Origin of the sequence: Plantibacter flavus (assembly GCF_051487245.1) — a bacterium.
Classification (GTDB): Bacteria; Actinomycetota; Actinomycetes; order Actinomycetales; family Microbacteriaceae; genus Plantibacter; species Plantibacter flavus_B.
Window position 1 is genome coordinate 679,091 of sequence record NZ_JAHVDH010000001.1, and the last position, 23,546, is coordinate 702,636.

General features: G+C 68.2%; 19 protein-coding genes, 1 tRNA gene and 1 pseudogene. 14 read left to right on the plus strand and 7 right to left on the minus strand.

Features of this window, described 5'->3' with window-relative positions; translation table 11 throughout:
• The first annotated feature begins 98 nt into the window (after positions 1-98).
• A tRNA-Met gene (locus tag KXS11_RS03100) sits at positions 99-172 on the plus strand.
• 412 nt (positions 173-584) lie between these two features.
• Positions 585-830 (plus strand): annotated as a pseudogene (locus KXS11_RS03105) (YdeI/OmpD-associated family protein); the annotation flags it as partial.
• An 89-nt stretch (positions 831-919) separates the two neighbouring features.
• Here KXS11_RS03105 and ald read toward each other — a convergent pair.
• Positions 920-2,023 carry an alanine dehydrogenase gene (gene ald, locus KXS11_RS03110; RefSeq protein WP_437383980.1) on the minus strand — a complete coding sequence of 368 codons (1,104 nt, stop codon included), beginning with the start codon at positions 2,021-2,023 and terminating at the stop codon, positions 920-922.
• 156 nt (positions 2,024-2,179) lie between these two features.
• Between ald and KXS11_RS03115 the strand changes: the two genes are divergently transcribed.
• The 4 genes from KXS11_RS03115 to KXS11_RS03130 all read left to right on the plus strand — a co-directional run bounded on the left by KXS11_RS03115 (position 2,180) and on the right by KXS11_RS03130 (position 6,382).
• Positions 2,180-2,668: an Lrp/AsnC family transcriptional regulator gene (locus KXS11_RS03115; protein WP_437383981.1), complete on the plus strand. Its 489-nt coding sequence runs from the start codon at positions 2,180-2,182 to the stop codon at positions 2,666-2,668.
• Positions 2,669-3,058: 390 nt separating this feature from the next.
• On the plus strand, positions 3,059-4,417 hold the full coding sequence (locus tag KXS11_RS03120) for a quaternary amine ABC transporter ATP-binding protein (RefSeq protein ID WP_437383982.1): 1,359 nt from the start codon (positions 3,059-3,061) through the stop codon (positions 4,415-4,417).
• Positions 4,414-5,421 carry an ABC transporter permease gene (locus tag KXS11_RS03125; RefSeq protein WP_437383983.1) on the plus strand — a complete coding sequence of 336 codons (1,008 nt, stop codon included), beginning with the start codon at positions 4,414-4,416 and terminating at the stop codon, positions 5,419-5,421. Before KXS11_RS03120 ends, KXS11_RS03125 begins: the two co-directional genes overlap by 4 nt.
• Before the next feature lie 64 nt (positions 5,422-5,485).
• Complete coding sequence (locus KXS11_RS03130) at positions 5,486-6,382, plus strand: glycine betaine ABC transporter substrate-binding protein (protein WP_437383984.1); 897 nt, start codon at positions 5,486-5,488, stop codon at positions 6,380-6,382.
• 60 nt (positions 6,383-6,442) lie between these two features.
• Here KXS11_RS03130 and KXS11_RS03135 read toward each other — a convergent pair whose 3' ends face one another.
• Positions 6,443-7,636 carry an aminotransferase class I/II-fold pyridoxal phosphate-dependent enzyme gene (locus tag KXS11_RS03135; RefSeq protein WP_437383985.1) on the minus strand — a complete coding sequence of 398 codons (1,194 nt, stop codon included), beginning with the start codon at positions 7,634-7,636 and terminating at the stop codon, positions 6,443-6,445.
• Between the two features lie 168 nt (positions 7,637-7,804).
• On the opposite strand from KXS11_RS03135, the gene KXS11_RS03140 reads away from it, so the two are divergent.
• The 6 genes from KXS11_RS03140 (at position 7,805) to KXS11_RS03165 (ending at position 15,077) form a co-directional block, all read left to right on the plus strand.
• On the plus strand, positions 7,805-9,550 hold the full coding sequence (locus tag KXS11_RS03140) for a trypsin-like peptidase domain-containing protein (RefSeq protein ID WP_437383986.1): 1,746 nt from the start codon (positions 7,805-7,807) through the stop codon (positions 9,548-9,550).
• Between the two features lie 120 nt (positions 9,551-9,670).
• Positions 9,671-10,738 carry a glycosyltransferase family 2 protein gene (locus KXS11_RS03145; protein WP_437383987.1) on the plus strand — a complete coding sequence of 356 codons (1,068 nt, stop codon included), beginning with the start codon at positions 9,671-9,673 and terminating at the stop codon, positions 10,736-10,738.
• A gap of 1 nt (position 10,739) precedes the next feature.
• Entirely contained in the window at positions 10,740-11,567 is an 828-nt protein-coding gene (locus tag KXS11_RS03150) for a CDP-alcohol phosphatidyltransferase family protein (protein WP_437383988.1), read from the plus strand.
• Positions 11,567-12,448, plus strand: a complete 882-nt coding sequence (locus tag KXS11_RS03155; RefSeq protein ID WP_437383989.1) for a glycosyltransferase family 2 protein — start codon at positions 11,567-11,569, stop codon at positions 12,446-12,448. The genes KXS11_RS03150 and KXS11_RS03155 overlap by 1 nt, the downstream gene beginning before the upstream one ends.
• 66 nt (positions 12,449-12,514) lie before the next feature.
• Positions 12,515-13,795: a hypothetical protein gene (locus KXS11_RS03160; protein WP_437383990.1), complete on the plus strand. Its 1,281-nt coding sequence runs from the start codon at positions 12,515-12,517 to the stop codon at positions 13,793-13,795.
• Between the two features lie 64 nt (positions 13,796-13,859).
• A complete protein-coding gene (locus KXS11_RS03165) occupies positions 13,860-15,077 on the plus strand; it encodes an acyltransferase family protein (protein ID WP_437383991.1) in 1,218 nt (405 codons plus the stop codon).
• On the opposite strand, the gene KXS11_RS03170 is transcribed toward KXS11_RS03165, so the two are convergent.
• From KXS11_RS03170 to KXS11_RS03190, 5 genes are all read right to left on the minus strand, one after another.
• Complete coding sequence (locus KXS11_RS03170) at positions 15,025-16,428, minus strand: glycosyltransferase (RefSeq protein ID WP_437383992.1); 1,404 nt, start codon at positions 16,426-16,428, stop codon at positions 15,025-15,027. The genes KXS11_RS03165 and KXS11_RS03170 overlap by 53 nt on opposite strands.
• 149 nt (positions 16,429-16,577) lie before the next feature.
• Positions 16,578-17,447 (minus strand): hypothetical protein, encoded by an 870-nt coding sequence (locus KXS11_RS03175; RefSeq protein WP_437383993.1) that lies wholly within the window; start codon positions 17,445-17,447, stop codon positions 16,578-16,580.
• 73 nt (positions 17,448-17,520) lie between these two features.
• Positions 17,521-18,279 (minus strand): ABC transporter ATP-binding protein, encoded by a 759-nt coding sequence (locus KXS11_RS03180; RefSeq protein WP_437383994.1) that lies wholly within the window; start codon positions 18,277-18,279, stop codon positions 17,521-17,523.
• Positions 18,279-19,046 (minus strand): ABC transporter permease, encoded by a 768-nt coding sequence (locus tag KXS11_RS03185; RefSeq protein WP_437383995.1) that lies wholly within the window; start codon positions 19,044-19,046, stop codon positions 18,279-18,281. Before KXS11_RS03185 ends, KXS11_RS03180 begins: the two co-directional genes overlap by 1 nt.
• Positions 19,047-19,170: 124 nt before the next feature.
• Positions 19,171-19,863, minus strand: coding sequence for an NTP transferase domain-containing protein (locus KXS11_RS03190; protein WP_437383996.1), 693 nt, complete (start codon positions 19,861-19,863; stop codon positions 19,171-19,173).
• A 272-nt stretch (positions 19,864-20,135) separates the two neighbouring features.
• On the opposite strand from KXS11_RS03190, the gene KXS11_RS03195 reads away from it, so the two are divergent.
• Positions 20,136-21,935 (plus strand): ATP-binding cassette domain-containing protein, encoded by a 1,800-nt coding sequence (locus tag KXS11_RS03195; protein WP_437383997.1) that lies wholly within the window; start codon positions 20,136-20,138, stop codon positions 21,933-21,935.
• Entirely contained in the window at positions 21,911-23,482 is a 1,572-nt protein-coding gene (locus KXS11_RS03200; RefSeq protein WP_437383998.1) for a hypothetical protein, read from the plus strand. The genes KXS11_RS03195 and KXS11_RS03200 overlap by 25 nt, the downstream gene beginning before the upstream one ends.
• Positions 23,483-23,546 lie beyond the last annotated feature (64 nt).

Sequence of the window (23,546 nt, forward strand, 5' to 3'; positions counted from 1 at the left end):
CGTCTCGTGTTTCGTGGACGGATTCCGGTCTGAAACGGGATGTCCGGGGTCCTCGATTTGCGGGGTCTCAGAATGCATGCTAGGTTTATCTCTTGTGCCGCAGGGTGGAGCAGTTCGGTAGCTCGCTGGGCTCATAACCCAGAGGTCGTAGGTTCAAATCCTGCCCCTGCAACAGAAAAGATGAAATCCCGGTCTCCATGAGACCGGGATTTCGTCGTTCCGGGTGAAGTTCGCCGGTGCGCGGTCCTGCGGAGCGCGGCATCATGGAGTCCATGAACGCAGCCGTCCTGCCTGAAGCTGAACCCGTCTTCTGCGCCGACCTCGCCGCCTGGGAGGCGTGGCTCGAAGAACACGGTTCGTCCGAGGACAGCGTGTGGCTCGCGATCGGCAAGAAGGCCTTCGACGGTCCCTCGGTCACATACCTGGAAGCGGTCGATGCCGCCCTGTGTTTCGGATGGATCGACGGCATCAAGCGCCGATGGGACGAGTTCTTCTGGATCCAACGGTTCACGCCGCGCAGAGCCCGGAGTATCTGGTCCGAACGGAACCGCGATCGGGTGGCCGAACTGACCGAAGCGGGGCGCATGCGGCCCGCCGGCCTCGCTGAGGTCGAGCGGGCGCGCGCAGATGGGCGCCTGGACGCCGCGTACGCCCGTCAGAGCGAGGCGGAACCGCAGGGTGACCTCCTGGCCGCCCTGGCCGAGAGCCCGGCCGCAGCTGAGGCGTTCGCGGCCCTCGATCGTGTCAACCGCTTCGCGATCATCTTCCGCGTGGGCAACGTGAAGCGGGCCGACACGCGGGCGCGCAAGATCGCCGAGTTCGTCGACATGCTGGCGCGGGGGGGGATCGGTTGTATCCGGCCCGGGTGCGCACAGAGCGATCGGCCGCCCCCGAGGCGGCGGCCGATCGCTCTGATGATTCACACGAGAGCTGAGAGCGGCAGGCCGAAGGCGGCGGCGACTCCGGCGTTCGTGACCGATCCGGCATGGATGTTCACGCCGAGGGCGAGCGCCGGGTCGCCGGCGACCGCCGCGGCGGTTCCGAGGTCGGCGAGTGCGAGTGCGTAGGGGAGGGTGGCGTTGGTGAGGGCGCGGGTGGAGGTCTCCGGCACGGCTCCCGGCATGTTCGCGACGCAGTAGTACAGGCTGTCGTGCACACGGAACGTCGGGTCGTCGTGCGTCGTGGGGCGTGAGCCCTCGAAGCAGCCTCCCTGGTCGATGGCGATGTCCACGAGGACCGACCCGGGTTTCATCGACGCGACCATGGCGTCGGTCACGAGCTTCGGCGCCTGGGCTCCTGGGATGAGGACGGAGCCGATGACGAGGTCGGCATCGCGCAGTTGCTCGGCGATCTCGTAGGCTGACGACGGCCTCGTCTGGATCTGTCCGCCGAAACGGTTCTCGAGCTCGCGGAGGCGGGGGATCGAGATGTCGATGATGGTGACGTCCGCCTGCATGCCGAGTGCGTTGGCCGCCGCATGCTCGCCGGCCACGCCACCGCCGATGACGACGACTTTCGCCTTCGGAGTGCCGGGCACGCCACCGAGGAGGATGCCGCGTCCGCCGGTGGCCCGCATCAGGTGGTAGGCCCCGACCTGGGTGGACAGTCGGCCGGCGACCTCGCTCATCGGCTGGAGCAGCGGGAGGGACCGGTTCTGCAGCTGGACCGTCTCATAGGCGATGGCCGTCGTGCCGGAAGCGAGGAGCGCCTCAGTGAGCGGGCGGTCGGCGGCGAGGTGAAGGTAGGTGAACAGCGTCTGGTCGGCACGCAGGTGCTCGTACTCGGCCGCGATGGGTTCCTTCACTTTGAGGAGGAGGTCGCCGGCTGCCCACACGGCTGCAGCGTCGTCGACGACCGTGGCCCCGGCCTCGCGGTAGGCGTCGTCGCCGTTGCCTGAGCCGACGCCGGCGCCCGACTGGATGACGACGTTGTGGCCGTGGCGGACGAGCTCGTGGACGCCGCCGGGTGTGGCTGCGACGCGGTTCTCGTTGTTCTTGATCTCCGTGGGGATGCCGATTCGCATGGCTGGTTCCTTTCGCGGACACGATGACCGCTCGTCAGTGGACGGTGTGCGACTATTCTGGAGTTCCTGCGTTTCGGTGAGATGAACAGCGAAGAATCCTGCGCATGATTCATGCAGATCGCAGATTCTGCGTTGAAGAGATGAATGGAACGTATGATGACGAACAATCTTCGCTCGGCGGCGGACCTGGATGAGGTCGACCACGAGCTGCTGCGCCTCCTCCAGGGCAATGCCCGCATGACCAACGCGCGGATGGCGGAGCTCGTCGGGATCGCGCCGTCGACCTGCGTCTCTCGGGTGCGTTCGCTCGTGGACCGTGGTGTGATCACCGGTTTCTCGGCGAACATCGATCCGGTCACGATCGGCCTGGGGCTTGAAGCGCTCATCAGTGTGAACATCCGGGCGGGCGCACGCGCTCGGATCGCGGAGTTCAGTGCGGGGATCCGCCGCCTGCCGGAGGTCGTGCAGGTGTTCTTCCTCGGTGGCTCGGAGGATTTCGTGATCCACCTCGCGGCACGTGACAGTGCCCATGTGCGCGACTTCGTCGTCGAGCACCTGTCGGCTGATCCGACGGTCGCCTCCACGCGGACGAGTCTGGTGTTCGAGCATGACTTCATCGGCGTCTCGGTGGGGGATGAGCGCTGATCCGTGTCGATGTCGATCGACCGGAGGTAACGAACCGGTAACGAAGCCGGTGCGCGGAAACGCCCGGCCAGGAGGGTATTCACGGGAGGATATCTGACACGTGTCCTCTTTTTGGGGGATTCTCGATTCGTCAGCAGGCGTGGGGTTCGTTACCGTTGACGACGGCCCGAAAGGGCTGATCACCGTGTCCGCGCCCCGCACCCTGTCGCTCCGCGACGGCGTGCTGGACGTACGGTCGAACGCAGCGTGGTGGCCGTTTCCGCCCCACGTGATCCGAGCCCGCGCTCTGCAGCCCAGAGCGCCGACGGGGCGGATCCAGAGCCGTTCGACCCGGCCTGATTATCGACAGGAAGAGCGCCGCGTGACACTGCGTGCGCTTCCGGGAGAAGAATGACCGAACCGATCGCCGTCTCCGCACAGGGACTCTACAAAGTCTTCGGCCGAAAGCCGAAGGAAGCCGTGAAGCGGCTGCAAGGTGGCGCCTCGCGTGACCAGCTGGCGTCCACCGGGACCGCCGCCGTCATCGACGCCTCGTTCGAGGTGAAGCGCGGCGAGATCTTCGTCGTGATGGGACTGTCGGGGTCCGGCAAGTCGACGCTCATCCGCATGCTCAACGGCCTGCTGGAGCCGACCGCCGGGACCGTGACGATCGCTGGGAAGCCGATCACGGGCGTCTCGTCCAAGCAGCTCCGCACCATCCGCCAGGACGACATCTCGATGGTGTTCCAACACTTCGCGCTCCTGCCGCACCGCACCGTCCTCGAGAACGCCGCATACGGCCTCGAGGTCAAGGGCGTACCGGCGGACGAGCGTCGCGAGCGGGCTCAGCTCGTGGTCGAGCGCGTCGGGCTGTCCGGCTGGGAGGAGAAGCTCCCGGGTGAACTCTCCGGTGGCATGCAGCAGCGCGTCGGCCTCGCCAGGGCGCTGGCCTCGGACACCGACATCCTGCTCATGGACGAGGCCTTCTCTGCGCTCGACCCGCTGATCCGTCGCGAGATGCAGGAGCAGCTCGTCGAGTTGCAGGCCGAACTCGGCAAGACGATCATCTTCATCACCCACGACCTCAACGAGGCCATGTTCCTCGGCGACCGGATCGCGGTCATGCGCGACGGACGGATCGTCCAGGTCGGCACACCGAACGACATCCTCACAGACCCGGCGAACGACTACGTCGCCCAGTTCGTCCAGGACGTCGACCGTGCGCGCGTCCTCACCGCCGGTGGCGTGATGGAACCGGCGCGTTCGGTCGTCTCGGCTTCCGCCGGTCCGCGTGCGGCCTTGCGCATCATGCGCGACCTGCAGACGTCCGCTGCGTTCGTCGTCGGGCCGGGGCGTCAGCTCCTCGGTGTCGTGCGTGACAAGGACGTGCTGCGCCTCGTCCGCGCCGGTGACCACGAGCTCGGCAGCGTCATCACGGCGGACCTCGCGACCGTCACGCAGGAGACGGCGCTGGTCGATCTCTTCGAGTCCGCCGTCGAGAGTGCACTGCCCGTGGCCGTCGTCGATGAGCGGACTCGTCTGCTCGGTGTCGTGCCGCGTGTGACGTTGCTCGCCGCGGTCGGAAACGTGACCGCGAACACCGACGAGATCGGGCTCGTCGGACCGCCCGCGACGGTCCCCGTCGAGCTCATCACGGCGACGCTTCGCTCGACCGTCGAAGACCCGCAGAACCCCGACACGGTCGCCGCCTCGATCGAGACGGCCACCGCAGAACCGGCAGCGAGCCTGCAGGAAGGGAGCGTCCGATGAACGGGTTCCGCCTCCAGTCGTCCGACATCCTCGACGCCATCACGCGCCCCGAGATCGGTGCGTGGGTCGAAGCCTTCGTCGACTTCATCACCGATGTCTTCCGTCCCGTCTTCGACGTCATCCGCACGGTGTTCCAGGGGCTGTACGACGGCGTCGACCTGGTGTTGAGCGGCCCGCCGTTCTGGGTCGTCATCATCGTCGCCGCGCTCCTCGCGCTCGTCGCGCGCGGGCCGGTGTTCGCCATCGGTTCCGCGATCGGCCTGCTCATCATCGTGGGCGTCGATCAATGGGACAACGCGATGGACTCCCTCGCGCTCGTCCTCGTGGCCGGCCTCATCGCCGTCGTGATCGGCATTCCGCTCGGCATCCTGGCCGCACGGTCGAAGACCGCTTCGACGATCATCAGGCCGCTCCTCGACTTCATGCAGACGACGCCGGCGTTCGTCTACCTGATCCCGGCGCTCATCCTGTTCCGGATCGGCGTCGTGCCGGGCATCGTCGCGACGATCGTCTTCGCGCTCGCTCCGGCGGTCCGTCTGACCGAACTCGGCATCCGCAACGTCGACCGGGAGGTCGTCGAGGCGGGCAACGCCTTCGGTGCATCCTCCTGGCGCATCCTGCGGCAGATCCAGCTGCCACTCGCGATGCCGAGCATCATGGCCGGCGTCAACCAGGTCATCATGCTGTCGCTCTCGATGGTCGTGATCGCCGGCATGGTCGGCGCAGGCGGGCTCGGAGGGGACGTCGTCAAGAGTCTCTCCCGCATCGACATCCAGCTTGGATCGGAGGCGGGCCTGTCCGTGGTGATCCTCGCGATCTTCCTCGACCGTCTCACGGCCTCATTGGGCTCCGGCAGGAAGAAGCGTGGGCATCGCAAGACGTCCGCGCCCGCTGCGCCCGGTGGGATCCGGCCTGCCCCGGCCTCGTCGACCACGACGACCGACTCGACGGCCGTCGCTGCTCCCACCGAGCAGCAGACCGAGGCGCCCGCCGGCGTGCGGTAGCCCGACAAGACCTCCACCCGACGACACCAATCCCCGCTTCGCGGGACGAAAGGAATCATCGAACATGCAGTACCGCACCAAGATCGCAGCAACCATCGCAGCAGGAGCGGCGGCAGCGCTCGCCATCTCCGGCTGCTCAGCAGGCGCCTCGGAGGAGACGCTGGAGAACGGCGACAAGCAGGCCGTCACGATCGCCGTGTTCAGCGGTTGGGACGAGGGCATCGCGGCCTCCGAACTGTGGAAGGCCGTGCTCGAGGAGCAGGGCTACGACGTCACGCTCGAGGAGGCGGACCCGGCTCCCGTCTTCTCCGGTCTGAGCACGGGGGACTACGACCTCACGCTCGATGTCTGGCTCCCGACCACGCACGCCACGCTCATCGAGAAGTTCGGTGACGACCTCGTCGACCTCGGCGCCTGGAACAACGACGCCAAGCTCACCATCGCGGTGAACGAGGATGCCCCGGTCGACTCGCTGGAGGATCTCGCGGCGAACGCGGAGCTGTTCGACAGTCGCCTCGTCGGGATCGACCCGGGAGCCGGACTGACCGAAGCGACGCAGGACAAGGTCATCCCCGAGTACGGCCTCGACGACTGGGAGCTCCTGACGTCGGGAACGCCCGCAATGCTCTCGGAGCTGAAGGCCGCCACCGACGCCGGTGAGAACATCGCCGTCACCCTGTGGCGACCGCACTGGGCCTACGACGCGTTCCCCATCAAGGACCTCGAAGACCCGAAGGGCGCGCTCGGCGACGCCGAGGGCATCCACAGCTTCGGAAAGGCCGACTTCGCCGACGAGTACCCGACGCTCGCCGGTTGGCTGAAGGACTTCGATTTCGACTCCGAGCGCCTGTTCTCCCTCGAGAACGCGATGTTCAACGAGGGCGACGCGAAGGACTACGCGCCGATCGTCAAGCAGTGGATCAGCGAGAACCAGGATTACGTGGATTCGCTCACCAAGTAGACGCGCACTGAACGAGGCGGGCATCGGGGGAACCCGGTGCCCGCCTCGTTCGCGGGCGGGTCAGCTGCGAAGTCGACCGAGTCCGTCGACCGCGCGTTCGAGCACCTCGGTCCGCTTGCAGAATGCGAATCGGACGAGCGAGGCGTACTCGGGGTCGTGGCGATCGGTGCAGAACGCCGAGAGCGGTACTGCGACGACGCCTGCGAGCTCCGGGAGAGCTCGGCAGAACGCCGCTGCGTCGTCCCAGCCGAGTCCTGCCGCATCGGCGACGATGAAGTACGTACCGGCTGGGCGGAACGTGCTGAACCCCGCTGCGGACAGCCCGGCACCGAGGAGGTCGCGTTTGGAGCGGAGCCCGTCGGCGATCGCCCTGAAGGACGGGTCCGGAAGACGGAGACCGACCGCAGTAGCGGGCTGGAACGGCGAGCCGTTGACGTAGGTGAGGAACTGCTTCACGGTGGAGATCGCCGTGACGAGCTCGCGAGGCGCCGTCAGCCAGCCGATCTTCCAACCGGTCGTGCTGAAGGTCTTCCCGCCGGACGAGATGGTGATGGTGCGCTCCGCGGCTCCGGGGAGCGTCGCGATCGGGACGTGCGGCACGTCGAACGTCAGGTGCTCGTACACCTCGTCGGTCACGATCAGGGCGTCGTGACGCTCGGCCAGCTCGACGACGAGCTCGAGGGTGGCGCGGTCGAGCACGGTGCCGGTGGGATTGTGCGGAGTGTTGACGAGGATGATCCTCGTGCGATCGCTCACCGCTGAGCGCAGCTCCTCCGGATCCGGCTGAAAATCGGGCGCGCGCAGCTTGACGGTGCGGTGACGCCCCCCGGCGAGCGCGATGAGCCCTCCGTACGCGTCGTAGAAGGGCTCGAAGGTGAGCACCTCGTCGCCGCGCTCGACGAGGGCCAGCAGGGTCGCGGCGAGTGCCTCGGTCGCCCCCGCAGTCACGAGCACCTCGCCCTGCGGGTCGGGGCTGAGTCCGTAGAACCTCGCCTGGTGCTCGCTGATGGCGTGACGGAGGTCGAGGGTGCCGGGGCCAGGCGGGTACTGGTTCTCCCCGCGCTCGATGGCGGCCACCGCCTCCGCGAGGACCTCGGCGGGGCCGTCCTCGTCGGGGAAGCCCTGGCCGAGGTTGACGGCGCCCGTGCGGACGGCGAGGGCACTCATCTCGGCGAAGATCGTCGAGGAGACCTGGCCGCCGTCGTCGACGAGGCCTGCTCCGGCCGCGGTGCGTCGCCAGGGTCCGTCTGTCATCACGTCGGTCTCCGATCACTCGTCAACGGCCCTGAACGGGCCGTTCCCAATCTAGGACACCGGTCCACAGCTCCCTGAGGCGAAGCCCAAGCCTGCGCACAGCCTGCACGAATGAAACACTCAGCTCCGCACGGAAGGCTGACAGCGCTTGGAAGGAGCAGAATCACCATGACCGACACCGCAGACGGACAGCAGCCCGCCGACCACTCCGAGTCCACCCCGACCGAGGAGACGAACCAGCAGGCCATCCCCGCCGAGCAGGCGAGCGCTTCCGAGCCGTCCGCTGCTCCGGCCCCGCACGACGGCGCACAGCCGCCCGCCGCTCCGGAGCACCCGACGACGGAGGTTCCCGGTGCCGACCGCACCACCGAGGTGCTGGGCCAGGCTCCCCTTGCGGAGCGTCCGATCCACGGCGCATACTTCCCGCCGCCGACCGTGATGCCGGCCCCGACCCCGCTGGCCGGTCAGCAGCCGCAGCAGCCGTACGGTGCCTCGCAGCAGGGCTCGCCCTACCAGCAGCACGGCCAGCAGCAGCCCGGAGCAGCGTTCGCCCGGCCCCAGACGCACAATCCGTACGGGGCGTACCAGCAGGCTCCGCAGCAGTCAGGGCAGGCACCGTACGGTGCGACTCCCTACGGCCAGCAGCACCCGGGACAGACCCACGCCGGCCAGGCGCCGCAGCAGCTCGGTGTGCCGGCCTCTCCCAAGCCGAAGAAGACCAACCGTCCACTGGCCGGCATGGTCGCGATGCTCGCGGTCGGTGCGCTCATCGGCGGTGCCTCGGGCGCCGGCGCCACCCTGTGGGTGACGAACGCGACGAAGTCGAGCGTCGCCAGCAGTGAGGCGGGCTCCAAGGCCTACACGATCAACGACGCCGACAACGTGAACCTCACGACGGCGATCGCCGCCACCGCGGGTCCGAGCGTCGTCACCCTGTCCGTCGCAGGCGGTACGAGCGGCGGTACCGGCTCGGGCATCGTCCTCAGCAAGGACGGCTACGTCTTGACCAACACCCACGTCGTCACCCTCGACGGTCAGGTCGCCGACCCGACCATCCGGGTGACCGACTCGAACGGCAAGCTCTACAACGCGAAGATCGTCGGCACCGACCCGGTCTACGACCTCGCCGTCGTCAAGCTCGAGGACGCGTCCGGACTCACCCCGATGGAGTTCGCGAACTCCGACAAGCTCAACGTGGGGGAGACCGCGGTCGCGATCGGTGCCCCGCTCGGACTCGCGGGCACCGTCACGGACGGCATCGTGAGTGCGCTCAACCGGAGCATCACCGTCGCCTCGTCGGCCGTCCCCGATTCCAGCTCGCAGGATGACAGCGACTCGAACGGCAACCAGAGCCCCTGGAACTTCGACGTGCCCGGTCAGACGACGCCCACCCAGGCGACGTCGTCCATCTCGATCGCGGTCATCCAGACGGATGCCGCGATCAACCCCGGGAACTCCGGTGGCGCCCTCGTGGACGACACCGGCAAGCTGATCGGCGTGAACGTCGCCATCGCGAGTGCGGGGAGCGCGGACTCCTCCTCGCAGAGCGGCAGCATCGGCGTCGGGTTCGCGATCCCGGCGAACATCGCCAAGCGCGTCTCCGACGAGATCATCAAGACCGGCAAGGCCACCCACGGTCTGCTGGGCGCGACGGTGAAGGACGCGTCGAGCGACGCCAAGAGCACGGTCGCAGGTGCGCTCATCGACCAGGTCACCGACAACGGCGCGGCTCAGGCAGCCGGGCTCAAGGCCGGCGACATCGTGACCGAGTTCAACGGCGTGCCGATCTCGGGTGCGAACGACCTCACCGCTCAGGTGAGGGCGCTCGCCGCCGGTGCGACCGCGAAGTTCACCTTCACACGCGGCAACGATTCGCAGTCGGCCGAGGTGACCCTCGGCGAACTCGCGCTGTAGCCCACGGGGCCTCGGCCCAGGATGACGCCCGCACGGCCTCCGTGCGGGCGTCATCCGCGTTCCGGGCCATGAAGGACCCGACTGCTAGGCTCGATCGAACGAAACACGGAGTGAACCCCCATGTCGAACGACACAGGCCAGGCCGACGCACCGTCGTTGCCCGGAGTCTCCTACGTGATGCCGGTGTTGAACGACGTGCGCCACGTCCAAGCTGCCGTCGACAGCCTGCTCGCCCAGGACTACGCGGGCGACATCGAGGTCACGATCGCCGTCGGACCGAGTATCGACGGCACGACGGAGCTCGTCGCACGGCTGCAGGACGCCGACCCTCGCATCCACGTGCTCGAGAACCGTGTCGGTTCAACGCCCGCGGGGCTGAACCTCGCCATCTCCGCCTCCACGCATCCGATCGTCATCCGGGTCGACGCGCACTCCGAGCTTCCGACCGACTACGCGCGGCTCGCGGTCGAGACCATGCTGCGCACGGGAGCGCAGAACGTCGGCGGCATCATGGACGCCCGCGGACAGACGAGCTTCGAGACCGCGGTCGCCCGGGCCTACGGCTCGCGGGTCGGGCTCGGCGGCACACCGCATCACGTCGGCGGACGCGAAGGCCCGGCCGACACCGTGTACCTCGGGGTCTTCGACCGCGACATGCTCGTCCGGGTCGGCATGTTCGACGAGCGCGTGAAGCGCGGGCAGGACTGGGAACTCAACCGACGCATCAAGCAGGCCGGCGGCCTCGTCTGGTTCACACCCGAGCTGCGCGTCGTGTACCGGCCGCGCGCGAGCATCGGCGCGCTCGCGCGCCAGTTCTTCTCGACCGGCCTCTGGCGCGGCGAACTCAGTCGGAGCTTCCCCACACGCGGCACGCTCCGGTACTTCGCTCCGCCCGTGCTCGTGCTCGGTGTCGCACTCGGGACGCTGCTGGGCTTGGGCGGCCTGGTGCAGCTCGCCGCAGGTGCCACGCCATGGCTCCTCCTCGGCTTCGCCGCGCCGGTCGCCTACGCGCTCATCGTGCTGCTCGCGAGCGTCGTCGTCACGGGACGTGACGGGCTGCGCACCAGCCTCTGGATGCTCGTCGTCCTGCCGTGCATCCACTTCTGCTGGGGCACGGGGTTCGTGCTCGGCTACTTCTCGCTCGCGAAGGGCATCTCCGCTCTGCGCAACCCACCGAAGGCAGGCTGACATGTCCGAGCAGCACGCCGAGCAGTCGGGCCCACGGCTCACCCGGCCGCGCACCATCGCGGAACTCCGTGCGGTGGCGCAGCCCCCAGAGGTCAGGGCGAGGCGCAATGCCGAACACTGGACGGCAGACCTCTACCTGCGCGACCTCTCGCCGTACGTGACCTGGGTGCTGCTCCGCACGAGCATCAGCGCCAACGGGGTCACCGGACTCATGATCCTCACCGGCTGGGCGACCGCGGCAGCGCTCCTGATCCCCGGTTTCGGCGGGGCGGCGCTCGCGCTCATCCTCGGTCAGGCGCAGATGCTGGTCGACTGCTGCGACGGTGAGGTGGCCCGGTGGCGCAAGACCTCCAGCCCGGCCGGAGCGTTCCTCGACTCGGTGGGTCACTACTCGACGGAATCGCTCATCGCGATCGCCCTCGGCATCCGTGCCGCCGGCTGGCCGGTCGACACCCCCGTGGACCTCGCATGGATCACACTCGGCTTCGCGCTCGCGCTGTTCGTCGTGCTGAACAAGGCGCTCAACGACATGGTCCGGGTCGCCCGCGCGGGCTTCGGCGCACCGAAACTCACCTATTCGACGGCCGAGTCGACACCTCGCGGTGGCGCCCTGGCGATGGCACGTCGCCTCGCCCGCTTCCTGCCGTTCCACCGGCTCTTCCACTCCGTCGAACTCACGATGGTGATCTTCGCCGCCTCGGTCGTCGGTCTGTTCGTCGGTGATCTCGAAGCGATGCGGTGGACCCTCGCCCTGCTCGTCCCGCTCGCCCTCCTGACCCTGGTGGGCCACTTCGTCGCGATCGTGTCCTCGAAGCGGTTGCAGGCGTGATGCCGGCGCGCGAGGAGACCCGCTCGGTCGGTGTCGTCGTCCTCACGCAGGGCACTCGCCCGGCGGAGCTGACGGCCGGCATCACCAGCGTGCTCGTCCAGCGTGGCGTCGAGCTCGACGTGGTCGTGGTCGGCAACGGGTGGGAGCCCACAGGGTTGCCGACGGGTGTCCGAGCACTCGGACTGTCCGAGAACGTCGGCATCCCAGCCGGTCGCAACCGTGGTGCAGAGGCGGTCCAGGGGGAGTTCCTCTTCTTCCTGGACGACGATGCGACCGTCCCCTCCGAGACCTTCCTGCAGGACGCCGTCGCGCTCCTCGACGCCGATCCGTCGCTCGGTTTGGTACAGCCCCGCCTCGCCGACCCGACGGGCATCCCGACGCCGGCCCGCTGGGTCCCGCGCACGCGCGACAAGGACCCGTTCCATTCGAGTGCGGTGTTCTCCTGCCTGGAAGCCGCGATCGTGATGCCGCGAACCGTGTTCGACGCCGTCGGCGGTTGGGCGGAACCGTTCTTCTACGCTCACGAGGGCATCGAGCTGGCATGGCGGGTCTGGGACCAGGACCGACGTGCCTGGTACGAATCCGGACTCGAGGCGAACCATCCCGTCACCGAGCCGACGCGGCACACCGAGTACTACCGATTGAACGCACGGAACCGGGTCTGGCTCGCCCGACGCAACCTGCCGCTTCCACTCGTCCCGCTGTACGTCGGGTCGTGGACCGGGATCCAGATCCTCCGCTGGTGGCGGAAGCCCGAAGCGCTGCGTCCCTGGTTCGGCGGTTGGCGGGAAGGCTGGCGGACCGACCCGGGCGAACGGCGCCCCCTGCGCTGGCGCACGGTGTGGCGCATGACGCGTGCCGGTCGACCGCCGGTCATCTGATCGTCTCCGCCGTCGTGATCCGACTGTGATGTGGCGTCGTTACGCTTGACGAGTGCTGGAGCTGACATGGGACTGATCAAGGACGGCCGTCGCGCCATCACGCTCGCGAGGGAACTGCTCGCGAACCGCCGCGCGCGTGCCGTGCTCGCCGGCCGGATGCAGGCGGCACCGGTGATCGAGCCCGGTCGCTACAAGATCGCCGTGTACTTCGCCGACGGCGCCGTGAACATGTACCAGATCCGTCAGTGGTACAAGCCGCTCGAGGAGCTCTCGAAGCGGTGGCCGGTGCTCATCCTCAGTCGCGGTGCGACTGCCGCGGCGAAGCTCTTCGAGGAGTCGCCCATCCCGACTGCGTACGTGCGGACGGTCGTGGCGCTCGAACGGACGCTCGCCGAGCAGGACATCCGCATCGTGCTGTACGTCAATCAGAACGCCAAGAACTTCCAGATGTTCCGGTACGGCTCCAGATGGCACGTCTTCGTCAACCATGGCGAGAGCGACAAGATGTACATGACGACGAATCAGTTCAAGGCCTACGACTACAGCCTCATCGCCGGCCAGGCCGCGCGGACGAGACTCGAGCGGGTGCTCTGGGACTACGACTTCGACAAGCGCGCGATCCCGATCGGGCGCCCGCAGGCGGACCACTACTCGGGCACGCTCCCGTACACACCCGACGACCGGACGGTCGTGCTGTACGCCCCGACCTGGGAGGGCGACCGCGCCGCAGCGGCCTACGGATCGATCGCGAGCCACGGCGTCGCCCTCGTGGGCGCCCTCATCGCGACAGGGCGCCATCGCGTCATCTACCGGCCGCACCCGCGGAGCGGCGTGATCGACTCCGTCTACGCGACCGCGAACCGCGAGATCATGGCAGCACTGCAGGCGGCGAACCGGACCGACCCGTCTGCACAGCACGTCATCGACACGGGCGCCGAGCTCGGCTGGCAGCTCGCGGCCGCCGACGCAGCCATCGTCGACATCTCGGCGATGGTCTACGACCGGCTCGCCAGCGGCAAGCCGCTCATGATCACCAGGCCGGTGAACCCCGCGGCGGAGATCGACACCGGAGGCTATCTGTCCGCCTGCGAGTGGCTCGACGCCGATCGAGCAGCTGACGTCGTCGGCGACATCGACCGCCTGCTCGAAGATCCGGAGACCGTGGCGCGTCTCCGGCACTGGGTCGAGTACTACTTCGGCGACACCACTCCCGGCGTCACGACGGAGCGCTTCCACGCTGCGATCGAGCATCTCCTGGCGGAGTGGGACCGGTTCGCCGCGCTGCACGCCGACGACAGGCCAGAGCTCGATGCGCATGAGGACGACGCGGACGAGGTGCGCGACTGAGCGCAAGATACCATCTCGCGCTCCATGGAGACGCCACTCAGCCCAGTGGCGTAGCGTCGTCAGGATGAGTCCGCCGTCCAGTCGGCTGCCCTCCCTCGACGGGGTGCGCGGCGTCGCCAGCATCGTCGTCGTGCTTTACCACGTCTCCCTGCTCGCACGGCCGTTCGCGACCGGCAGCGTCTCGGAACCCGTCTGGGACATCGCGACGGAGACTCCGCTCAAGCTGCTGTTCGCCGGGACCGAGGCGGTGCAGGTCTTCTTCGTCCTGAGCGGTCTGGTCGTCGCACTGCCCTTGCTTCGCGGCGGGACGGGCTGGCCGGGGTTCTTCGTCGCGCGTTTCGTGCGGCTGTACCTCCCGGTCTGGGGAGCGCTGCTCTTCGCCTCGGCGCTCATCCTCCTCATTCCGCGGGATCCGGCGTCGGTGTCCTCCGGTGAGTGGATCGCCGATGCCAACGCCACGCAGGTCGACCCTGCGCATCTGCTCGCTGAGGCGAGCCTCACGCCGGCGAGCTACGACCTCGTCAACACACTGTGGTCGCTGCGGTGGGAGCTCATCTTCACCCTGCTGCTGCCGATCGCCGTCCTGCTCGCCGTCCTGCTGCGTCGGTGGGCGGTGCCGCTCGCCGTCCTCATGTCGATCACGATGGTGCTCGGACGCGTCGCCGGACTCGATGCCGCGGTGTACCTTCCGGCGTTCTTCATCGGGACCCTGATCGCCGTCCGACTCGACGAGCTCCGCGACTGGGCGGCGGCGCGTCCGCGTCGACTCACCTGGGCGCTGCTCACGACGGGATCGGCGCTCCTCCTCGTCGCGAGTTGGCTGTCGCGACCGATCGTGGCGCCGGGTTCGACCCTCGGGCAGGCGTTGTGGGGTGTGTCAGGGGTCGGCGCGGCGGGGCTCATCGTCGTCGCGATCTGCAGCCCGCTCGCCCGTCGGCTCCTCGAAGTCCGTCCCATCCTGTGGCTGGGGCGCGTGTCGTTCAGCCTGTACCTCGTCCACGCCCCGATCCTCGCGTCGCTGGCCTTCGCCGTCGGCGACGAACGCTGGTGGTTGGTCGGCGTGATCGGTGTCCCGCTCAGTCTCGTCGTCGCTGCCCTGTTCTACCGGGCTGTCGAGCACCCCTCCCACCGTCTCGCCCGCACATCCGGCCGCGCAGCGCAGCGCGGTGTCGATGCCGTTCGCGCACGGTGGGCGTCGCGGCCCGGCCGAAGCGTGTCGCGGGGGAGTGCTACTCCTTCCGCTGCGCAGCCGCGCGCAGCTCAGTCGCCCAGCGACGGGTGACGGCGTCGTCGTCGTACTGCTCGGCCGTCTCCCGTGCGTGCTGTCGCATGACCGCGATGTCGTCATCGGAGAGCGCGAGGAGGCGCTCGATCGCCTGCGCGACCGAGCCTGCGTCGCCGGTCGACACGAGGAACCCGTTCCAGCCGTCGCGAACGAGGTCCGCCGGTCCGTAGGGGACGTCGATGACGATCGGGAGACATCCAGCGGCCATCGCTTCGATGAGGACGAGCGGGAAACCCTCTGAGGTCGACGTCATCACCAGGAACGAGCCGGAACCGAGTCGTTCCCGGGCCGAGCGGTCATAGCCGTGCAGGGTGATGCGCCCCTCCGCGTCGGCGTCGGCGATGACCTCCTCCAGCTCCGGTCGGAGTTCTCCCGTGCCGTACACGTCGAGTGTCGGACGGGCATCGTCGTCGGACGCGGCGGCGAGCACTGCGCGGATCGCCATCTCAGGCCGCTTCCGAGCGGTGAGCGACCCGAGGAAGAGACCGCGTTCCCGTGGTCGGTCCCCCTCGGCGACAGCCCGATCCACGAGGTCTCGGGAGTTGGGGATGACGCAGAGGGATGGGTGGTCCCCCAGGAGGGTGACGACATCCTCGCGCTGCCGTTCGCTCAGGACGGCGACGAGGTCGAAGTCGTCGAGGGCTTCGAAGACGGCGCGCCGAGACTCGCGGAGGCGGCCCATCGGCCGCTCCGTGCCCTGCAGATGCGAAGCGTGGACGAGGTGTGCGGTCACGACGTGCTTGCGGCGGTAGGTGAGCATGAACGGCGCGACCGTCTTGCTGTCGACGATGATCCAGGACTGGACCTTCGCGGTCAGCGCGTCGAACCACGCGCGGTACAGCGCCCAGATGCTGCCCCAGGAGCGGACCGGCAGCCCCTGCCCGTCGCAGAGCACGACCGAGCGGCCTCCTCGGACACCGTGTTCGTGGGCATCGCGGCGGTCGGACGCGAGGAGCGTGCCGTCGGAGCGATAGACGTCGACCTGCAGGACCGAACCATCGGAGCCGAGCCGGTCACGACTGATGACGGTTCCAGCACGACGGCGCTCGACGAAGGGCTCATCCGCAGCTGCGGCCACCTCTGGCAACGGAGTGAAGACGTGACGGTCGAGGTCGAGGGTGCCTCTGGGCAGCCCGTGCTCGCGGAGCCAGTCCCACAGGTTCACCACCCGCATGCCCTGGACGAGGTCGCCGCGATTCCGCAACCGGGTCTCCAGTTCGGGGTAGTCCGGCCGGTGGTCGAGCGTGACGACGTCCACGTCGACACCGCCGAGGCGCACGAAGGCGCGCGACCGGTGCAGCATCGCCTCGGTCATCCCGCCGAAGTCATCGGCGAGTCCCCAGGTCACGGCGAAGTGCCGTCCCTGGGGGAAGACTTCAGTGATCGGGGGGAGCGACTCCGGAAGAGACCGGCGACGGAAGAGAGCAGGAAGGCGCACCGATGAACGCTACCGCGCTTGTCTGGACGTCGGCCGGGCCACGGCGGAGGGCCCGGACATCACTCGGCTCCTGGCGTCCGGTCGTCGGGTGCCTCGATGGCGGCCCGGGGTCGGCGACGGAACACCTGGTCACGCAGGCCGGTGAGGCTCGGGCGGTCCTTCACCACCTTCATCCTGGGTTCCAGGTCGAGGGGAACCACGAACGGTGCAGGCCCGAACGCCTGTCGTGCGGCCCTGACGACCTGGCGTCCGAGCACGTGGTTCCCGATCCCGCCGACGGCTGCGCCGACGCCGAAGGGGAGCGCCTTTCCGATGAACCCCGCGCCACCACTGGCGGCGAAGTGCTTCACGAACCGGACACGCAGTTGATCGGCGACGGGGCCCACGATCATCGACGGCAGGCCCTGCGTGATCGTCTGGCCCCAGAACGCCTGTCGGGGGAGGCCACCCTGGCCCGTGGCCTGGGACCCGAAATTCCGCAAGAGGTCGGTGCCGGCCTTGCCGAGCATCATGGTCATGACGAGTGCGCGCGAGCGCACCGGGTCGGCCAGGGCGATGCCGTGGACTTCCGTCACGGACTGCGCGAACAGGGCGGTCGCTTCCAGGAAGCCGGCCGTCTCGACGCCGGAGAGCGCCAAGGTCGTCGCCGTCCCGATGGCGGGCACCACCGCGGTCGCGCCGACGGCTGCGCCGGTCGTCGTGACGGTCGCGAGATAGCGTCGTTCGAGCACCCGGATGAGTTGGTCGGCGGTCGCATTCGGGTGCGCCCGACGGATCGAGCGGATGTGGGCGACGACGACCGGCCGCTGCACCCACAGCACACGGTCGAGGGCTCTGACCCATCCGGGCTCGGGCAATCGCGGCTGTTGCGCAGCAGTGGTGGGCAACGATGCCGGACCCGGTACGGGTCCCTGCTGCGGTCCGGTCATGACGACCTCCTCGTGGGCGGGGCGGCCAGTCTACGTCGTGCGCTCGGGAGGTTCCGAGGCTTGCCGCGCATGCTCAGCTGTTGTAGTCGGCGTTGTAGCGGTCGAGCACCTCGTCGATCGGTGCGTCGAGCACGAGCGCACCCTTGTCGAGGTACAGGCCTCGGGTGCAGAACCGTCGCAGGTCCTTCTCGTTGTGGGAGACGAAGAACAGCGTCCGCCCGCCCTCGAGGAGTTCCTCGATGCGGCGGTAGCACTTCTCTCGGAACGCCCGGTCACCGACCGCGAGCACCTCGTCGACGAGGATGATGGGCTCCTCGAGCTGCGCGATGACGGCGAACGCGATGCGCACCTTCATGCCACTCGACAGGTGCTTGTACGGGGTGTCGACGAAGTCCGCGATCTCCGCGAACCCGATGATCTCGTCGAACCGGCCGTCGATCTGCTTGCGGGACATGCCGTGCAGTCCAGCCGTGAGGTAGACGTTGTCTCGGACCGTCAGGTCGTTGACGAACCCGCCGGTGATCTCGATGAGCGGGGCCACACCCTCGTGCACACCGATCGTGCCCTCGTCTGGGAGCACGACGCCCGCGACCAGCTTGAGCAGCGTCGACTTCCCCTGACCGTTGCGCCCGACGACGCCGATCGCCTCACCGGGTGCGACGTCAAACGACACATGACGCAGGGGCCAGAACTCGCCGGGCTTCGACCGCCGGTCACGGCCGGCGAAGAGGTCCTTGAAGCTCCGCCGACCACCGCGGTTCCGGCGGAACCTGATACCCGCGTCGGTGACGGAGATCGCCGGCCGGTTCGGAGTGGAGGCACCAGTCGGCATCAGATCTCCTTCAGCACGGAGCGCTCGCAGCGCTTGAAGACGAGCAGGCCGATCGCGAGGATGACTGCCGACATGCCGGCTGACACGCTCAACAGGTACCAGTCGAGTTCTTGCGGGAAGAACGCGGACCGGTAGAGCGCGAAGATGCCGCTCAGCGGATTGAAGGCCGCGAACGGCTCGATCTTGTCGGGGAGCGCTGTCGTGCTGTAGATGATCGGCGTCGCGTAGAACATGAACCGCAGCACGAGCTTCACCGCTCGTTCGAGATCTCGGAAGAACACGACGAGCGGGGCGACGATGAGACAGAGTCCGATGGTCAGGACGCCCTGGATGACGATGGCGAGCGGGAACAGCACGATGTCCACGTTGACCTTGGCGCCGCTGAAGATCGCGAACGCGGCCAGGACGGGGAGTGCTGCGAGGAACTCGATGCCCTTCGACAGGACGATCCGGTTCACCCAGATGGTCCGGGGGATCGTCGTCGAACGGACGAGCTTGGCCTCACGCAGGAACGCGCGCGTACTGTCGGACACGGACCCGGTGAACCACATCCACGGCAGCAGCGCCGCGAGCAGGAAGACGATGTACGGCTCTTCTCCCACGTCACGTTTGAAGACCTGGGTGAAGACGAACCAGTAGATCGCGCTCATGACCAGGGGGTCGAGGATGGACCACACGTAGCCGAGCGCGCTCGTCGAGTAACGGACCCGAAGGTCGCGCACGGTCAGGATCCAGAGCGCGTGGCGGTACCGAGCCGAACGCGACATCCTTGGCCGCGTCTCAGCAGAAGAACTCACGTCACCCAGCTTATCGAGATCACGCACGAACGCCGCCCGCGACGCTCAGCGTCGGGACGGCGTTCGGACGATCCACAGTGAGTGGCGACGTCGATCAGACGAACAGGTTCGCCCGCTCGAGGTCCTCGGCGAAGTCGACCTCGACCGCGTACAGGTCCGAGATGTCGACGGGCTCGACGAGCATGCCCTCGTGCTCGATCGCGAGTTCGATCCCGCGCTCGAAGTAGTCCTGGTCGCCGACCTTGGTGAGGAAGCGGTGGAGCATCATCTTGTCCTGCGACGAGATGTAGTTGATGCCGACGGCTTCACCGAGTCCACCGACGACCGTCTTGGAGAGCTCCTTGATGTAGCCCTCGGCGCTCGTGGTGTACTTCACCTCTTCGTCGGAGACCTTCGAGGTGTTGACGGTCACGAAGGACCGGTCCTTGGCGATCATCGCGGCAGCGCGGTCGAGGACGGCCGGGTCGAAGACGACGTCTCCGTTCATCCAGAGCACACCGCCGGCCTGCGATGCTGCGAGCGCGCGCATGAGGCTCTTCGAGGTGTTGGTCTGGTCGTACTGCTCGTTGTAGACGAAGGACGCGTCGGGGAAGGCCTCGATGATGTGCTCGAGCTTGTAGCCGACGACGATCGTCACCTTGGCGCTCGCGCCGAAGGCGTGGTGGATGTTGTCGAACTGCTGCTGCATGATGGTGCGGCCGTCGTTCAGTTCTGTCAGGGGCTTGGGCAGGGAGCGGCCGAGACGGCTGCCCATGCCTGCGGCAAGGATCACTACCTGGGTGGTCACGATGTTCTCCTCAGATGTGGGTATGGAAACACGCGGTGCCACCATGCTGTGGACGTTTCACCGGTTGTTCACCAAGACGTGCATTGAAAGACACTCCGTTATGCCAAAATATAGGCTAGCCGGGGTGAACTCCGCCTGTCATGAGTTCTCAGCGTCCGTTGTCGTTTTGTGATCGACCACCCGGCGTTTACACAGCTTGGGGGAGATGTGTCAACCGTTCAGCCTGTGACTCCGCTGTCCGCCGAACCGTCGGCTCTTGGTAGGTTTGCTTGGTGACTTCCACGACTCCGCCAGATCCCGCTGAGCAGCCCGTACCTGCCGACGGCACGACGACGAGTCCGCGCGCCCCGCGATCGACCGCCGCCTCGCGTGCCACCGCTGCTGAACCCTCCGAATCCTCCGACGGAACCGCTGCGGCGACGCCCAAGCGTGCCCCGCGGACGACCGGACGGACCACGACGTCCGCGAAAGCACCCGCGAAACGCCCCGCAGCATCGCGCACCCCCTCGGACTCCGCGGGGGACGAGGCGACCGACGGGTCGGCGTCGACTCCGGCGGCGAAGAAGCCGGCCGCGCGCGCCACGCGCTCCACGACGACCCGCACGGCCGCCGCGAAGACCCCCGCCACGCGCACGACCGCTGCGAAGCGCACACCGGCCAAGACCGCTGCGTCGACTGCCGCGACGGACGAGGCGAACGCCGGGGAGGGCGCGTCCGCCGATGCGACGCCGAAGGCCCCGCGCGCCAGCACGCCGCGGTCCACCGCCGCGAAGTCCGGAACCCGGACCCCCGCGACGAAGACCACCGCGGGGCGCACCACGGCAGCGAAGTCGACGACCGCTCAGACACCGGCGAAGCGCACGCCGGCACGACCGAGCACCGCTCGGACCACTGCCGCCAAGAAGGCCGAGCAGACGGCCGCGGCCAGCGCCGGCGTACTCGACGAGGTGCGCGCTCCCGAATCAGCCGTTGCTCCCGAGACAAAGGCACCGACGGCGTCTGGGGCATCTGAGGCGACCACGCCCGAGCAGAGCACCGTCGCCCAGGCCGCCGTCGCTCCCGTCGAGGAGACGATCACCCCTCCCGGTGCACTCGAGGCCGCGCCCGCAGAGACGGCACCTCCCGAGTCCGCACCGTCGACGCCGGCAGTCGATTCGCCGGCAGTGGAGACCGCCGACTCGGTGGCGACGCAGACCACAGCGCCTGAAACACCGCCCAAGCGCCCGGTCCGTCGTCCGACGGGCAAGGGCACGAAGGTGCCAGCCACGGCGACGCCCGTTCGGCCTGCCGAGCAGGCGGCACCCGAGGAACACCCGGTCGTGCTGTCGATCAGCGGGCTCGTCAAACAGTTCGGAGACACGATCGCTGTCGACGGCGTCGACCTCGAGGTCCGCCGTGGTTCGTTCTACGGCATCGTCGGCCCCAACGGCGCCGGCAAGACCACGACGCTCTCCATGGTCACCGGGCTCCTGCGTCCCGATGCCGGTGTCATCACGGTGCAGGGCGTCGACGTCTGGCACGACCCCGAACAGGCGAAGCGCGCGATCGGTGTACTGCCCGACCGCCTGCGGCTCTTCGACCGCCTCACGGGAAGTCAGCTGCTGTACTACTCAGGCGTCCTCCGTGGCCTCGACCCGGCGACAGTGAAGTCCCGCACGGCGGACCTCGCTCGCGCCTTCGGACTCGACGACGCGCTCGGTCGTCTCGTGTCCGACTACTCGGCCGGCATGACGAAGAAGATCGCGCTCGCTGCGGCCCTCATCCACTCGCCGCGCGTGCTCATCCTCGACGAGCCGTTCGAATCGGTCGACCCGGTGTCGGCTGCGAACGTCATCGAGATCCTGCAGCGGTACGTCGCCAACGGCGGAACCGTGGTGCTGTCGAGCCATGGCATGGACTTCATCCAACGCGTGTGCGATCACGTGGCCATCATCGTCCAGGGCAAGGTCCTCGCGGCCGGGTCCGTCGACGAGGTGCGCGGGTCCGGGACGCTCGAGGAGCGTTTCGTCGAACTCGCCGGGGGCCGCAAGTCGGCAGAGGGAATGGAATGGTTGCACAGCTTCTCCGACTGAAACTGCAGCTGACGCTCAACGCGTTCCGCCGCAGCCCTTGGCGACTCGTCGGTCTCGTCATCGCGATCGCGATCGGCGTGTGGATCGTGGTGCTCGCAGGCACCGGGCTCGTCGCACTCCGCCTCGTCGACGCCGAGCTCACACGCAACCTGCTGGTCCTCGTCGGGTCGGCGGTGGTCCTCGGCTTCATCATCCTGCCGCTCGTCTTCGGCGTCGACGACCAACTCGATCCGCGGGCGTTCGCGCTCGTCGGACTCCCGAACCGGACGCTCGCCGGCGGGCTGGTCGCAGCGGCCCTCGTGTCGGTGCCGTCGCTGGTGCTCGCGGTGCTCGCGGTCTCGGCCGTGGTCACCTGGTCGAGGTCTCCGGTCCCGGCGATCCTCGCGGTCGTCTCGGCCGTGCTCGGGGTGCTGCTCTGCGCACTGCTCGCCCGGATCGCGACCTCGATCTCAGCGAGCCTGCTGTCGAGTCGTCGCGCCAAAGAGGTCATGGGTGTGCTGGGGCTCGTCCTCATCATCGCGGTGAGCCCGGCGATCATCGCCCTGACGACAGTCGACTGGCAGCGTGACGGCTTCGCCGTGCTGGGACGGGTCGCCGACATCCTCAGCTGGACACCGTTCGGCGCCGTCTGGTCCTTCCCCGGCGACGCCGCGATCGGCGGCATCGTCCCGGCGATCGTCAAGCTGCTCCTGACCGCGGCGACCATCGCGCTGCTCTGGTTGGCATGGCAAGCCTTCGTCGCGAGGCTCATCGTCGCCCCGGAACGTCTCGGCACCGGTCGGGACTCGACCGGGCTCGGCTGGTTCGACCTCCTGCCCGGGCGCCCCGCCGGCGCGATCGCTGCTCGGAGCATCACCTACTGGCTGCGTGACCCTCGGTATCTCGTCTCGCTGATCATCATCCCGATCGCGCCGTTCATCTTCTTCGTGCCGCTGCTCGTGGCCGGCGTCCCGATGAACGTGCTCGCACTGGTGCCACTGCCCGTGATGTGCCTGTTCCTCGGGTGGCTCCTGCACAACGACCTCGCCTTCGACTCCACTGCGGTCTGGCTACACGTCGCCTCCGGTGTCCGAGGTCGCGCCGACCGTCTCGGTCGACTGTTCCCGATGCTGCTCATCGGTGTGCCGCTCATCGCGGTGGGGTCCACGCTCAGCATCCTCTTCTACGGTGACTGGGACGCACTGCCGTCGATGATCGGTGTGAGCACGTGCCTGCTACTGAGCGGTGCGGGCATCGCGAGCTACGTCTCCGCCCGTTTCCCCTACCCGACCTCGTTGCCGGGTGACAGCCCGTTCCAGCAGCCGCAGGTGCCGGGGAGCAGCGGTCTCTCGACGCAGTTCATGAGCCTGCTGGGAGCTCTGGTGTTGACCGTCCCCGCCGGTTGGCTCGCGGTGCTCGGGCTCGTCGGAGAGCCGAACTGGAACTTCGCCGCCCTCGCGGTCGGCGTCGGGACGGGTGCGCTCGTCCTCGCCATCGGCATTCTTGCGGGTGGCCGAGTGTTCGATCGCCGGAGCCCGGAGATCGTCGGTTTCGCGACCTCGCACTGAGCCACGGCCGGTGTGATCCGGCAGGAGCTCCACCCGCGCTCCGGAGGTACCATGGAGCCATGGC

Coding starts and splice junctions, on each gene's coding strand:
- ald (WP_437383980.1), bottom strand. CDS start 2,023: ATGCGAATCGGCATCCCCACGGAGATCAAGAACAACGAGAACCGCGTC.
- KXS11_RS03115 (WP_437383981.1), top strand. CDS start 2,180: ATGACGAACAATCTTCGCTCGGCGGCGGACCTGGATGAGGTCGACCAC.
- KXS11_RS03120 (WP_437383982.1), top strand. CDS start 3,059: ATGACCGAACCGATCGCCGTCTCCGCACAGGGACTCTACAAAGTCTTC.
- KXS11_RS03125 (WP_437383983.1), top strand. CDS start 4,414: ATGAACGGGTTCCGCCTCCAGTCGTCCGACATCCTCGACGCCATCACG.
- KXS11_RS03130 (WP_437383984.1), top strand. CDS start 5,486: ATGCAGTACCGCACCAAGATCGCAGCAACCATCGCAGCAGGAGCGGCG.
- KXS11_RS03135 (WP_437383985.1), bottom strand. CDS start 7,636: ATGACAGACGGACCCTGGCGACGCACCGCGGCCGGAGCAGGCCTCGTC.
- KXS11_RS03140 (WP_437383986.1), top strand. CDS start 7,805: ATGACCGACACCGCAGACGGACAGCAGCCCGCCGACCACTCCGAGTCC.
- KXS11_RS03145 (WP_437383987.1), top strand. CDS start 9,671: ATGTCGAACGACACAGGCCAGGCCGACGCACCGTCGTTGCCCGGAGTC.
- KXS11_RS03150 (WP_437383988.1), top strand. CDS start 10,740: ATGTCCGAGCAGCACGCCGAGCAGTCGGGCCCACGGCTCACCCGGCCG.
- KXS11_RS03155 (WP_437383989.1), top strand. CDS start 11,567: ATGCCGGCGCGCGAGGAGACCCGCTCGGTCGGTGTCGTCGTCCTCACG.
- KXS11_RS03160 (WP_437383990.1), top strand. CDS start 12,515: ATGGGACTGATCAAGGACGGCCGTCGCGCCATCACGCTCGCGAGGGAA.
- KXS11_RS03165 (WP_437383991.1), top strand. CDS start 13,860: ATGAGTCCGCCGTCCAGTCGGCTGCCCTCCCTCGACGGGGTGCGCGGC.
- KXS11_RS03175 (WP_437383993.1), bottom strand. CDS start 17,447: ATGACCGGACCGCAGCAGGGACCCGTACCGGGTCCGGCATCGTTGCCC.
- KXS11_RS03180 (WP_437383994.1), bottom strand. CDS start 18,279: ATGCCGACTGGTGCCTCCACTCCGAACCGGCCGGCGATCTCCGTCACC.
- KXS11_RS03185 (WP_437383995.1), bottom strand. CDS start 19,046: ATGTCGCGTTCGGCTCGGTACCGCCACGCGCTCTGGATCCTGACCGTG.
- KXS11_RS03200 (WP_437383998.1), top strand. CDS start 21,911: ATGGTTGCACAGCTTCTCCGACTGAAACTGCAGCTGACGCTCAACGCG.